The 12432-nt window shown below is 70.4% G+C and carries 10 protein-coding genes; 3 read left to right on the top strand and 7 right to left on the bottom strand.

The window, feature by feature from the left end; translation table 11 throughout:
* Positions 1 to 4: 4 nt before the first annotated feature.
* Entirely contained in the window at positions 5 to 226 is a 222-nt protein-coding gene (locus CXQ97_RS06615; RefSeq protein ID WP_104180058.1) for an SCO4848 family membrane protein, read from the bottom strand.
* Positions 227 to 275: 49 nt separating this feature from the next.
* On the bottom strand, positions 276 to 773 hold the full coding sequence (locus tag CXQ97_RS06610; RefSeq protein ID WP_104180057.1) for a DUF2505 domain-containing protein: 498 nt from the start codon (positions 771 to 773) through the stop codon (positions 276 to 278).
* 260 nt (positions 774 to 1033) lie between these two features.
* Here CXQ97_RS06610 and mfd point away from each other — a divergent pair, with 260 nt between their 5' ends.
* Entirely contained in the window at positions 1034 to 4633 is a 3600-nt protein-coding gene (gene mfd / locus CXQ97_RS06605; RefSeq protein WP_104180056.1) for a transcription-repair coupling factor, read from the top strand.
* Positions 4634 to 4775: 142 nt separating this feature from the next.
* Here the strand turns inward: mfd and CXQ97_RS06600 are convergent, their stop codons facing one another.
* The 5 genes from CXQ97_RS06600 to CXQ97_RS06580 all read right to left on the bottom strand — a co-directional run bounded on the left by CXQ97_RS06600 (position 4776) and on the right by CXQ97_RS06580 (position 9108).
* Positions 4776 to 5195: a hypothetical protein gene (locus CXQ97_RS06600; protein WP_104180055.1), complete on the bottom strand. Its 420-nt coding sequence runs from the start codon at positions 5193 to 5195 to the stop codon at positions 4776 to 4778.
* Positions 5196 to 5359: 164 nt separating this feature from the next.
* Complete coding sequence (locus tag CXQ97_RS06595; protein WP_104180054.1) at positions 5360 to 5647, bottom strand: hypothetical protein; 288 nt, start codon at positions 5645 to 5647, stop codon at positions 5360 to 5362.
* A 34-nt stretch (positions 5648 to 5681) separates the two neighbouring features.
* Positions 5682 to 6362 carry a deoxyribose-phosphate aldolase gene (gene deoC / locus CXQ97_RS06590; RefSeq protein ID WP_258062359.1) on the bottom strand — a complete coding sequence of 227 codons (681 nt, stop codon included), beginning with the start codon at positions 6360 to 6362 and terminating at the stop codon, positions 5682 to 5684.
* 128 nt (positions 6363 to 6490) lie between these two features.
* Entirely contained in the window at positions 6491 to 8230 is a 1740-nt protein-coding gene (locus CXQ97_RS06585; RefSeq protein WP_104180052.1) for a phospho-sugar mutase, read from the bottom strand.
* 77 nt (positions 8231 to 8307) lie between these two features.
* Positions 8308 to 9108, bottom strand: coding sequence for a purine-nucleoside phosphorylase (locus tag CXQ97_RS06580; RefSeq protein ID WP_104180051.1), 801 nt, complete (start codon positions 9106 to 9108; stop codon positions 8308 to 8310).
* Between the two features lie 163 nt (positions 9109 to 9271).
* Between CXQ97_RS06580 and CXQ97_RS06575 the strand changes: the two genes are divergently transcribed.
* On the top strand, positions 9272 to 10672 hold the full coding sequence (locus CXQ97_RS06575; protein WP_104180050.1) for an NAD(P)H-quinone dehydrogenase: 1401 nt from the start codon (positions 9272 to 9274) through the stop codon (positions 10670 to 10672).
* A 169-nt stretch (positions 10673 to 10841) separates the two neighbouring features.
* Entirely contained in the window at positions 10842 to 12254 is a 1413-nt protein-coding gene (locus CXQ97_RS06570; protein ID WP_104180320.1) for an MFS transporter, read from the top strand.
* Positions 12255 to 12432 lie beyond the last annotated feature (178 nt).

Below are 12432 nucleotides of genomic sequence, written 5' to 3'. Positions count from 1 at the left end.
CGGCTCAGGCGAGGAGGGCGCGCACGCCGATGACGGCCGTGGCCGCGCCGAGGATCATCGACGTGGAGATCAGCATGAGGTGCACCGTGAGGAAGCGGGTGGCGGCCCCCTTCTCGTCGCGTGCCCGCGGGTCCTTCATGATGCGGCGCAGGAAGGGCGGCCAGACGATCAGCGTCCAGACGCCGGCGAGGATCAGGATGAGGGCGAGCGGTGTGGGGAGTTCCATGGCGTGCGCGGGTCTTTCGGTCGGGAGCGGAGGAAGCGGGGCGGCGTCGTCAGCGGCTTTCGAGCCACTTCCGGGCCTCGACGGCCTGCACGTTGAGGGCCTTGCCGATCATCGGCTCTGCGGCACCGGCGATCTTGCCGCCGAGGAACGGGATGGAGGACGTGACGGAGCCCTGGAGGTCGACGACGGTGTCGGTGCCCTGGGCGATCAGCCGCTGGACGGCGTTGACGTTCAGGGGGACGCCGGCGACGGTCATCTCGAGGGACGCCGAGCGGGAGCCGTCCGCGGTGGGGGCTTCCCAGCGCTCGGTCTGCGTGACCGAGAGGGTCTCGCCGACGAACTTGCGGGCCATGTCGGGGAGGCGATCGGTCGGCATGGTGCGGACGGCGGTGAGCGTGAACGCCCCGGCGGTGTCGCCGTCGACCGTGAGCGACTCCAGTGTGCCGCCGACGTACTCGCTCATGTGGCGTACGAACGCCTCGTCGGTGAAGATGCCGAGCACCGTCGAGGTGTCGTAGGGGAGCGTGGTGGAAGCGTTCAGGGCCATGGTTCCTCCGGGTTTTCGGCGCGCAGACCGCAGGGAGCGGCAGGCAGGGGTTCTCCGGTCATCCTACGGCCTGCCCTGTCCACGGTGGCCGCGTCCTCCGTCCCGGGCGGCAAAGCGTCAGGGCCGCTTGGTAGTGTGGAGACGTCCCGGGAACGATTCGTCTTTCCGGGCTTTCGTGCTGTCTCCGCCTCGTTGCCGCTGTGCTGAGCACCGCCCGGCGACGGGAGGGGACGGACCACCGCCTGAGGAGTCCCGAACAGATGAGCCTTAACGGATTGCGCGCTGCCCTGGCCGAGGATGCGTCCTTCGCCCGCGTGCTGACCAACGCGTCGCGGCCCGTGGAGCAGCGCAGCGCGGACCTGCAGATCGGTGCGCCCGCGGGTCTCCGCGCCCCGCTGATCGCCGAGATGGTCGACGGCCTCGCCGCGGCCGGCCCGTCCGCCGACGGCAACGGCGCGGTGCCCGTGGTCCTGGCGATCACCGCCACGGGACGTGAGGCGGAGGACCTCGCCTCGGCGCTGCGCAGCTACCTGCCCCAGAGCGCCATCGAGGAGTTCCCGAGCTGGGAGACGCTGCCCCACGAACGGCTGTCGCCGCGTTCCGACACGGTGGGGCGCCGCCTGTCGGTCCTCCGCCGGCTCGCCCACCCGGAGGGTTCGCCCGTCAAGGTCATCACGGCGCCCATCCGCGCCGTCGTGCAGCCGCTCGTCGCCGGACTCGGCGACCTGGAGCCCGTGGCGCTGAAGGTCGGCGACGAGATCGCGTTCTCCGACGTGGTGAAGGCCCTCTCGGAGGCCGCCTACGCGCGCGTCGACATGGTCACCCACCGCGGCGAGTTCGCTGTGCGCGGCGGCATCATCGACGTCTTCCCGCCCACGGAGGACCACCCGATCCGCGTCGACTTCTTCGGCGACGAGGTGGACCAGATGCGCTGGTTCGCCGTCGCCGACCAGCGCTCGATCACCTCCGAGGATCCGCCGGCGGCCCTGTACGCGCCGCCGTGCCGCGAGATCCTCATCACGCCGTCGGTCATGTCCCGGGCCGCGCGGCTGCGGTCCGAGCTGCCCGCCGCCGCCGCGATGCTCGAGAAGATCGCCGGCGGCATCGCCGTCGAGGGCATGGAATCCCTCGCGCCCGTGCTCGTGGACGCCATGGTGCCGTTCGCCGGGGAGCTGCCGTCCGGGTCCATCGCCGTCGTGATCGAACCCGAGAAGGTGCGGGCGCGCGCCCATGACCTCGCCGCGACGAACGAGGAGTTCCTCGCTGCCGCATGGTCGACGGCGTCCGAGGGTGGAGCGGCGCCGCTCGATCTCGGCGGGAGCCTCGGCACGGACCTGCAGGAGGCGAGCTTCCGCTCGCTCACCGACACCCGCTCGACGGCGCTCGCCAACTCCGTGGCCTGGTGGGGGATCACGTCCTTCGGCGCCGACGAGGAGCTGAGCGACGTCGACAGCTTCAGCCTGCACGCACGCGAGCCGCGCGGGTACCAGGGCGACGTCGCCGAGATGATGGAGTTCATCGGCGGGCGCGTCCGCGACCAGTGGCGCGTCGTCGTCGCCACCGAGGGCCCCGGCCCGGCGCAGCGCCTCGCCGAGCTCTTCCACGACAACGACATCCCCGCGAGCCGCGTCGACTCCCTCGACAAGGCACCGCAGCCCGGCATCATCGAGATCACGACGGCGTGCGCCGGCCGCGGCTTCGTGGTGGACGGCCTGAAGATCGGGCTGCTCACCGAGGCCGACCTGCTCGGCCGCACGAGCGCCGCGGGCACCCGCGACATGCGCAAGATGCCCTCGCGGCGCCGTAACGCCGTCGACCCCCTGCAGCTCAAGGACGGCGACTTCGTGGTCCACGAGCAGCACGGCGTGGCGAAGTTCGTCGAGCTCATGCAGCGCTCCACGGGCGCCGGGCCCACCCGCACCACGCGCGAGTACCTGGTGCTCGAGTACGCGCCGTCCAAGCGCGGTGCCCCCGGGGACCGGCTCTTCGTGCCCACCGACCAGCTCGACCAGGTGACCCGCTACGTGGGCGGCGACGCGCCGGCGCTCAGCAAGATGGGCGGCTCGGACTGGAGCAAGACCAAGAACCAGGCCCGCAAGGCCGTCAAGGAGATCGCCGGCGAGCTCATCCGCCTCTACTCGGCGCGCATGGCCTCCCGCGGCCACGCCTTCGGGCCGGACACGCCCTGGCAGCGTGAGCTCGAGGAGGCGTTCCCCTATGTCGAGACGCCGGACCAGCTGACGACCATCAACGAGGTGAAGGCGGACATGGAGCGCGAGGTGCCGATGGACCGCCTCGTCTCGGGTGACGTCGGCTACGGCAAGACGGAGATCGCCGTCCGTGCCGCGTTCAAGGCCGTGCAGGACGGCAAGCAGGTGGCCGTCCTCGTGCCCACCACGCTGCTGGTGCAGCAGCACTTCGAGACGTTCTCCGAGCGCTTCTCCGGCTTCCCGGTGCGCGTGAAGGCGCTGTCACGGTTCCAGTCCGCGAAGGAGTCCCGGGAGACGGCGGAGGGGCTCACCTCGGGCGCCGTCGACGTCGTGATCGGCACGCACCGGGTGCTGTCGAAGGAGATCTCCTTCAAGGACCTGGGGCTCGTGATCGTGGACGAGGAGCAGCGGTTCGGCGTGGAGCACAAGGAGGCGCTGAAGAAGATGCGCACCAACGTGGACGTCCTCGCGATGAGCGCCACACCGATCCCGCGCACCCTGGAGATGTCCCTCACCGGCATCCGCGAGACGTCCACCCTCGCGACGCCGCCGGAGGAACGCCACCCCGTGCTCACCTACGTGGGCCCCTACACCGACAAACAGGCGTCCGCCGCGATCCGCCGTGAACTGATGCGCGAGGGCCAGGTGTTCTTCGTGCACAACCGCGTCTCGTCGATCGACCGCACCGCCGCGCACCTCAAGGAGCTCGTGCCCGAGGCGCGCGTCGCCGTCGCGCACGGGCAGATGACGGAGTCACGGCTCGAGCAGATCATCGTGGACTTCTGGGAGAAGCGGTTCGACGTGCTCGTGTGCACGACGATCATCGAGACGGGCCTGGACATCTCCAACGCCAACACGCTGATCGTGGACCGCGCCGACTCCTACGGCCTGTCGCAGCTGCACCAGCTCCGCGGCCGCGTCGGCCGTGGCCGTGAGCGGGCGTACTCCTACTTCCTGTACCCGTCGGAGAAGCCGCTCGGCGAGGTGGCCCTCGAGAGGCTGAAGGCCGTCGCGTCCCACAACGAGCTCGGTGCGGGCATGCAGCTTGCCATGAAGGACCTCGAGATCCGCGGAGCGGGCAACCTGCTCGGGGGCGAGCAGTCCGGTCACATCCAGGGCGTCGGCTTCGACCTCTACATCCGCCTCGTCGGCGAGGCCGTCGCCAACTTCCGCGGCGAGGCCGAGGAGAAGGCGGCGGAGATGAAGATCGAGCTGCCCGTCAACGCCCACCTGCCGCACGACTACGTGCCGGGGGAGCGGCTCCGCCTCGAGGCGTACCGCAAGCTCGCCGCGGCCATCACGGACGAGGCGATCGACGCCGTCGTCGCCGAGCTCAAGGACCGCTACGGAGAGCCGCCCGCAGCGGTGGAGAACCTCATCGCCGTCGCGCGCTTCCGGGTGAGCGCCCGCGCGCTCGGCCTGACGGACGTGGCGCTGCAGGGCAACTTCATCAAGTTCGCGCCGGCCGAGCTGCCGGAGTCCAAGCAGATGCGGCTCACCCGGATGTACCCGGGGTCCGCCGTGAAGCCGGCGCTCAACGCGGTGCTCGTCCCGAAGCCGAAGACCGCGAGGATCGGCGGCCGGGACCTCGTGGACGCGGAGATCCTCGGCTGGGCCAAGAACGTGCTCGAGTCGGTGTTCACCCCGTAGCGCCGCCCGGTGCGCCGTCGTCGCTCACTCTTCTCCCTGCCGGGAGGGGCGATCTGCGGCGTTCCGGCCGGCGGCACGCGCTTCCCGCCTCGGAACACGTGAACGACGACAAGGACGGCGCCCCTGCACACCTGCCGGCGCTCTACAGGTCGGCCGTCCTCGGTGCTGCCGTCGGGCTGCTGCCCTGACCGGTGCGCAGCGCCCGGAGGGCCGGCACGGTCACCGCGACGAGTGCCACGTGGCACAGCGCGAGCGCGATCGTGCTCGGCAGGTCGAGGTCGGCGGGGATCGTCATGGCGAGGATCGTGCCGATCTCGAGGACCGGGGCGACGACCAGGGCGACGGTCACCACCGCCGGCCACCAGCGGCGCACGACGGCGACGATGGTCAGCCCCAGCGCGAGCGGGAGGACCGTGAACCCGACCAGGACGACGGCGTCGACCCTCGCCGGACCCGCGGGTGACGTGAAGGCGTAGCTCCCTCCGGCCAGAATGCCCAGGAAGAAGAGGGCGAGGTTGGCAGGGCCGTCGTCGTTCCTACGTTTCCACGCGGGACCCCGCATTCCGCGGCGCGTCCTGCGGTGACACGCACCTCGGGCCCTGGAACCCGGGAACGACGACGGGCCGGGCATGGCCGGACGGCGACGGGCGGGACTCGGCGGGAACGAGAAGAGGCCGCCCCCGCAGGGACGGCCTCCCGACGGCGGGTGCGCCGTCGTTGCTGGTATCAGGAACTGACGCCCGCGGACGTCTCCTTCTCGTCGGTGCTGTTGCCCTCGGCGAGGTTGTAGCCGGTGTCGGCGCGGCCGAGGATGCCCTGCGGGATGAAGAACGCGAGGAAGGAGAGCACGATGATCGCGGCCATGGGCCAGATGTTCTGCGGGGTGAACCAGGTCATCAGGTAGATGCCGAGCAGGAACATACCGAACATGATCACGAACACCAGGATGTTCTCGACGAGGTGACCCTTGCCGGCGTGGGCGGGCGGGTTCTCGGCGTTGGCTTCGTGTGACATGTGGTCTCCCTTGCGTGCTGTGTCTGCCGCGCCGTCAGTAGCCTGCGGCACCCTGTTCACCCTTAACGATAGCGACTCCCGAGCTCGCGCCGATACGCGTCGCTCCGGCGTCGATCATGGCGCGTGCGTCCTCGAGCGATCGGACCCCGCCGGAGGCCTTCACACCGAGGTCCGGGCCGACAGTCTTCCGCATGAGCGCGACGTCCTCGACCGTGGCGCCGCCACCGTTGAAGCCCGTGGACGTCTTCACGAAGTCGGCTCCTGCCTCGACCGCGGCCTGGCAGGCAAGCACCTTCTGCTCGTCCGTGAGCAGCGCCGTCTCGATGATGACCTTCAGGATGGCGCCGTGCTCGTGCACCGCGTCCGCGACGGCCAGGATGTCCGCCACGAGGACGTCCTTCTCACCGGCGCGGGCAGCGGCGATGCTGATGACCATGTCGATCTCGTCGGCGCCGTCGGCCACCGCGCCGCGTGCCTCGAGGACCTTGGACTCGGTGGTCGTGGCTCCGAGCGGGAAGCCGATCACGGAGCAGGTGAGCACACCCGAGCCCTTCACGGCGGTACGCACCGTGCTGACCCAGAGGGGGTTCACGCAGACGGACTTGAACGAGTACTCGACCGCCTCCCGGCACACCGTGAGGATCTGCTCGCGGCTGGCGTCGGGCTTGAGGAGCGTGTGGTCGATGTAGGAGGCGAGGGATACGTCGGTAGGCATGCCCACCATCCTTCCATGTCGGCTGCGCCCCTGCGCCCGCCCCCGCGCCCGCCGCCGAGCGGACGGGAAGGACCGCGGAGCGCGCCCGTGACCTGCCTTCTCCGTCCTCGCGGCGAGAGGGGGGTGACTCAGAGCCCGAGTGCCTCGCCGACGTCGCGGCGCACGGCCTCGAGGCGCGCCCGGGCGGTCTCCTTGGCGCCGTCGAGCTCGGCGGCGGATCCGACGGGTTCCACGACCTCGAGGTAGCACTTGAGTTTCGGCTCGGTGCCGCTGGGCCGGATGATCACGCGCGTCTCGTTCTGCGTCAGGTACAGGAGCCCGTCCGTGGGCGGCAGCTGCGCCGAACCCCGGGCGAGGTCCTCGGCGATGGCCACCGGGGAGTCGGCGAACGACGACGGCGGGTTCTCGCGCAGCCTGTTCATCATCGCGCCGAGCAGCCCGAGGCTGCCCACCCGGACCGAGAGCTGGTCGGAGGCGTGCAGGCCGTGCACCAGGAACGCGTCGTCGAGCAGGTCGAAGAGCGTCCGCCCGGCGGCCTTCGTGGCGGCCGCGAGCTCGGCCAGGAGGAGCCCCGCCGAGATGCCGTCCTTGTCCCGCACGAGCTCGGGGGCCACGCAGTACCCCAGGGCCTCCTCGTAGCCGAAGGCGAGGTCGTGCACGCGGGCGATCCACTTGAACCCGGTCAGGGTCTGCGCGTGATCGATCCCGGAGACGCCTGCGATCCGCCCGAGGAGGCGTGAGGACACGATCGAGTTGGCGAAGACGCCGGTGCGTGCCGCGTCGGCGCGGCCCGCGGGGGACGCCGCGGTGAGGCGCGCGGCCAGATGGAGGCCGAGGAGCGTGCCCACCTCGTCGCCGCGCAGCATGCGCCACGTACCCGTGGCGGGCTCGCGGGCGGCGAGGGCCACACGGTCGGCATCCGGGTCGTTGGCGATCACGAGGTCCGCGTCCGTCTGCGCCGCCGTCTCGAGGGCGAGGTCCAGTGCCCCGGGCTCCTCCGGGTTGGGGAACGCGACGGTCGGGAAGTCGGGATCGGGCTCGGCCTGGCGTTCCACCATGGTGACGTCGTCGAACCCGGCGGCCGCGAGGACCGCCTGCGCCGTGCGGCCGCCGACCCCGTGCAGGGGCGTGAGGACGATCCTGAGGTCGCGGTCGTGGAAGGAGGGATCGGCGAGGGCCGCGACGGAGGCGATGTAGTCGGTCTCGATGGTCTCCGGCAGGACGGCCCAGCCGGCCGCCGCGAGGTCGATGCTTTCTACGGCGTCGATGCGGGCGGCGATCCCGGCGTCGTGCGGTGCCACGATCTGCACCCCGCGTGCGTCCTCCTCCACGGCTCGCCCGCCCAGGTACACCTTGTACCCGTTGTCCTGCGGCGGGTTGTGGCTCGCGGTGACCATGATCCCCACCTCGCACTCCAGCGCGCGGATGGCGTAGGCGAGTACCGGCGTCGGCAGCTCGCGCGGCATGAGGAACGTCTCGATCCCGGCGGCGGTGAGGATCGCGGCGGTCTCCTCGGCGAAGATCCGCGAGTTGTGGCGGGCGTCGAACCCGACGACGGCGCGGGGCGTGTAGGCACCGGCGGCGAGGTCGAGCGCGTGGGCTGCCACACCGGCGGCGGCCCGGCGGACCACCACGCGGTTCATGCGGTTCGGACCCGCGCCGAGGGCTGCCCGCAGGCCGGCCGTGCCGAACACCAGGGGACCGGAGAAGCGGTCACGCAGGTCCTGTTCGGAGGCAGCGGCGGCGGAGTCACCGTCGCGCACGTGCGCGACGACCGTACGGAGCTCCTGCGCCGTGTGCGGATCGGGATCCGCAGCGGCCCAGGCGTCCGCGGTCGCGAGGAGGGTTTCCAGGTCGGAGGTGGTCATGCAAGTCCCTAGTGTCGGCGAGGACGGGCACCGCTTCGACGGCGCCCGTGTCCTGCAGGTGGTTGGTGCCCGGGAGGCTAGATGGCGGCGACGATGTCGGCCAGCAGGCGCGAGATACGCGGCCCGGCCGACTGCCCGGCCTCGAGGACCTCGGCGTGGCTGAGCGGGACCGGGCTGATGCCGGCGGCGAGGTTCGTCACGAGCGAGATGCCGAAGACCTCCATGCCGGCATGGCGCGCGGCGATGGCCTCGAGCGCCGTGGACATGCCCACGAGGTCGGCGCCGATCCGCTTGGCGTACTGCACCTCGGCGGGCGTCTCGTAGTGCGGGCCGGTGAACTGCGCGTACACGCCCTCCTCGAGGGTGGGATCCACCGTGCGGGCGAGGTCGCGGAGGCGGGAGGAGTACAGGTCGGTCAGGTCCACGAACGTCGCGCCCTCGAGCGGGGAGGACGCCGTGAGGTTGATGTGGTCGCTGATGAGCACCGGGGTGCCGGGCTGCCAGTGTTCCTTGAGGCCGCCGCAGCCGTTCGTGAGGATCATCGTCGTCGCGCCCGCGGCCGCCGCGGTCCGCACGCCGTGCACGACGGCGCGCACGCCCTTGCCCTCGTAGAAGTGCGTGCGCGCGCCGAGCACGAGCGCGCGCTTGCCGTTGGGGGTGAGGACGGAGCGGACGGTGCCGGTGTGGCCGACGACGGCGGGAGCCGAGAAGCCGGGGATGTCCGCGGCGTCGAGCGTGTGCGTGGTCTCGCCGATGAACTCGGCCGCCTCACCCCAGCCGGAGCCGAGCACGAGGGCGGTGTCGTGCCGGTCGATGCCGGTAGCACGGGCGATATGGTCGGCAGCGTTGCGGGCCAGGTCAGAAGGATCAGAAGTCACCGTTACAACTTACCCGCTGCGCAATCGGGCGGACCACCGCGTTCCGGCCTCCTGACCGTGGTTCCTCCCGCGGTTCCCACGGCAGTTCCAACCGCATCCCGTCGGCCTCCCTCCGGACCGCCCGCCGTTGGGCCGTGTCGGTGGCATGGGCAATAATCGACGGGTGACCAACCAACTCGACTTCAGCTCACTGCGCCTGGCGATCCTGGGCGGCGGGCCCGGCGGATACGAAGCGGCCATGGTCGCCGCGTCGCTCGGCGCCAACGTCACCATCGTGGAGCGCAAGGGCCTCGGCGGGTCGGCGGTCCTCACGGACGTCGTGCCGTCCAAGACGCTCATCGCCACCGCGGACACCATGACGCGCTTCACCGACGCCAGCGGGCTCGGTGTCCACTTCTCCGCGGACAGCGCCGTCTACGCCGATCTGGACAAGGTCAACCAGCGGCTGCTGAAGCTCGCGCTCGAGCAGTCCTCCGACATCCGCGCCACGCTCGAGCGCCTCGGGGTGCGTGTCCTCATCGGCTCCGGCAAGCTGCTGGACGACCACCGGCTCGAGGTCGAGGTCGACGGCGAGACCACCATCGTCGAGGCCGACGCCGTGCTGCTGGCCGTCGGCTCGACGCCGCGCGAACTGCCGAGCGCCATGCCCGACGGCGAGCGGATCTTCAACTGGACGCAGCTCTACAACCTCCGCGAGATCCCCGAGCACCTGATCGTCGTCGGTTCGGGCGTCACCGGTGCGGAGTTCGCGGGCGCCTACAACGGCCTCGGCTCCAAGGTCACGCTCATCTCCAGCCGCGACCGCGTGCTCCCCGGAGAGGACGCCGACGCCGCCGAGGTGCTCGAGGGCGTCTTCAAGGACCGCGGCATGACCGTCCTGTCCCGCTCACGGGCCAACGCCGTCGAACGCACGGAGAACGGAGTGATCGTGACCCTCGGCGACGGCAGCACCGTCGAGGGCAGCCACTGCCTCGTCGCCGTCGGGGCCGTCCCCAACACGGCGGGGATCGGCCTCGAGGAGGCCGGCGTCGCCATCAGCGAGTCCGGCCACATCCAGGTGGACGGCGTCTCACGCACCACGGCGTCGAACGTCTACGCGGCGGGCGACTGCACGGGCGTCTTCGCCCTCGCGTCCGTGGCCGCGATGCAGGGCCGGATCGCCATCGCCCACCTCATGGGCGATTCCGTCAGCCCCATCAAGCTCAAGCAGGTCGCCTCGAACATCTTCACCTCGCCCGAGATCGCCACCGTGGGCGTGACCGAGGAGGACATCGCGTCCGGCCAGTACCAGGGCGACATCGTGAAGCTCTCCCTGCACACCAACGCCCGCGCGAAGATGATGAACGTCAAGGACGGCTTCGTGAAGGTGATCTCCCGCAAGGGCTCCGGCACCGTGATCGGCGGCGTCGTCGTCGGGCCGCGCGCCTCCGAGCTGATCTTCCCCCTCGCGATCGCCGTGACGAAGAAGCTGCACGTCGACGACGTGGCGAACACCTTCACGGTCTACCCGTCGCTGACCGGTTCCATCTCCGAAGCGGCGCGGCGCCTGCACAAGCGCCTCTGACCCGTAGCGGGACGGAGCCGCGGCATCCGTTCCCGCCGTCCAGCATGTGGACACGTTTATCCACGTGCTGGACGCCGGTGGTCAGATATCAGGGTTCAATGAAGCGCGGGTGCCGTGCTGCGGAGCCTCGTGCCCCGGCGGCGGTGCCTCGTCCGAGAAAGCCGCAGCCATGACCTCCTCCACTTCCGCTGGTGCCAGCGGAACCACCAAACCGCTGAACTCCCGGGGCAAGGTGATCTTCGCCAGCCTCATCGGAACCACGATCGAGTTCTACGACTTCTACATCTACGCCACGGCAGCCGTCCTGGTCTTCCCGGCGCTGTTCTTCCCCAACCAGACCTCCGCGAACCAGCTCCTCAGCTCGTTCGCCGTCTTCGGCGTCGCCTTCGTCGCCCGCCCGCTCGGGTCCATCGTCTTCGGCCACTTCGGCGACAAGGTCGGCCGTAAGGCGACCCTCGTGGCCTCGCTGCTGACCATGGGTATCGCCACGTTCCTCATCGGCCTGCTGCCCGCCGCCACCAATCCCGGGTGGGTCTTCCTGGCGCCGCTGCTCCTCGTGGTGCTGCGCTTCCTCCAGGGCCTCGCGCTCGGCGGGGAGTGGAGCGGCGCCGCGCTGCTCGCCACCGAGAACGCACCCGAGGGCAAGCGTGCCGTCTACGGCACGTTCCCGCAGCTCGGAGCGCCGATCGGGTTCATCCTCGCGAACCTGCTGTTCGTCCTGCTGAGCACCACGCTGAGCCCCGAGGAGTTCCTCGAATGGGGCTGGCGCGTGCCGTTCCTGCTGAGCGCCGTCATGGTGATCATCGGACTCTACGTACGCCTCAAGCTGATCGAGAGCGCGTCCTTCCAGAAGGTCCAGAAGGAGGGCAAGGTCGTCAAGGTGCCGCTCGGCACGACCTTCCGCCTCCACTGGCGCGCGCTGATCCTCGGCACCTTCATCATGTTCGCCACCTACGTGCTGTTCTACTTCATGACCGCCTTCACGCTGACCTACGGGACCGCGCCGTCGAGCGTGGAGCAGGCGCAGGCCCGGGCGGAAGCGGCCGGCAAGGAGTTCACGGCGGCCCAGGCCGCGTCGTTCGTCCCCGGCCTCGGCATGACCCGGACCGATTTCCTCTGGATGCTGATCATCGGCGTCGTGTTCTTCGGCATCTTCACCATCGTCTCCGGGCCCCTGGCCGAGCGCTTCGGCCGGCGGAAGATGCTGCTCGCGACGACCGTCGGCATCGCCGTCTTCGGTCTCCTCTGGGCGCCGCTGTTCGGCGCCGGCACGGTCGGGGCGATGGCCCTGCTGATCATCGGGTTCACCCTCATGGGCCTCACCTTCGGACCCATGGCGGCCGTGCTGCCCGAGTTGTTCCCGGCCAACGTCCGGTACACGGGCTCGGCCGTGGCCTACAACGTCTCGAGCATGATCGGAGCCGCTCCCGCGTCCTTCATCGCGGTCGCGCTGTGGCAGGCCGCCGATGGCAGCACGTTCCTCGTCGGCCTGTACCTGAGTGTCGCCGCGGTCCTCACCTTCATCGCGCTCTTCATCTCCAAGGAGACACGCGACCGGGACTACGAGAACAACGTGTCCTGACCTGCCCGTTCCTTCGACCGCTCCACGACGGCGCCGCACCCACCCGGGTGCGGCGCCGTCGTCGTCCCTGCCCGTTTCCGGCACCCCCAGTACACTGGAAGGAAAGGCGGCTTACCAAATACTTCGACGCGCACGGAACACGTGTGCCAAAGGCCGGTCAACGGAGTAGTAGAAGCGG

The sequence above is a fragment of the Arthrobacter sp. B0490 genome, assembly GCF_002929355.1.
GTDB lineage: Bacteria > Actinomycetota > Actinomycetes > Actinomycetales > Micrococcaceae > Arthrobacter_D.
Note: the sequence above shows the minus strand (reverse complement) of the source record. Positions and strands in the feature narration are given on the sequence as shown.

Coding starts and splice junctions, on each gene's coding strand:
- CXQ97_RS06615 (WP_104180058.1), bottom strand. CDS start 226: ATGGAACTCCCCACACCGCTCGCCCTCATCCTGATCCTCGCCGGCGTC.
- CXQ97_RS06610 (WP_104180057.1), bottom strand. CDS start 773: ATGGCCCTGAACGCTTCCACCACGCTCCCCTACGACACCTCGACGGTG.
- mfd (WP_104180056.1), top strand. CDS start 1,034: ATGAGCCTTAACGGATTGCGCGCTGCCCTGGCCGAGGATGCGTCCTTC.
- CXQ97_RS06600 (WP_104180055.1), bottom strand. CDS start 5,195: ATGCGGGGTCCCGCGTGGAAACGTAGGAACGACGACGGCCCTGCCAAC.
- CXQ97_RS06595 (WP_104180054.1), bottom strand. CDS start 5,647: ATGTCACACGAAGCCAACGCCGAGAACCCGCCCGCCCACGCCGGCAAG.
- deoC (WP_258062359.1), bottom strand. CDS start 6,362: ATGCCTACCGACGTATCCCTCGCCTCCTACATCGACCACACGCTCCTC.
- CXQ97_RS06585 (WP_104180052.1), bottom strand. CDS start 8,230: ATGACCACCTCCGACCTGGAAACCCTCCTCGCGACCGCGGACGCCTGG.
- CXQ97_RS06570 (WP_104180320.1), top strand. CDS start 10,842: ATGACCTCCTCCACTTCCGCTGGTGCCAGCGGAACCACCAAACCGCTG.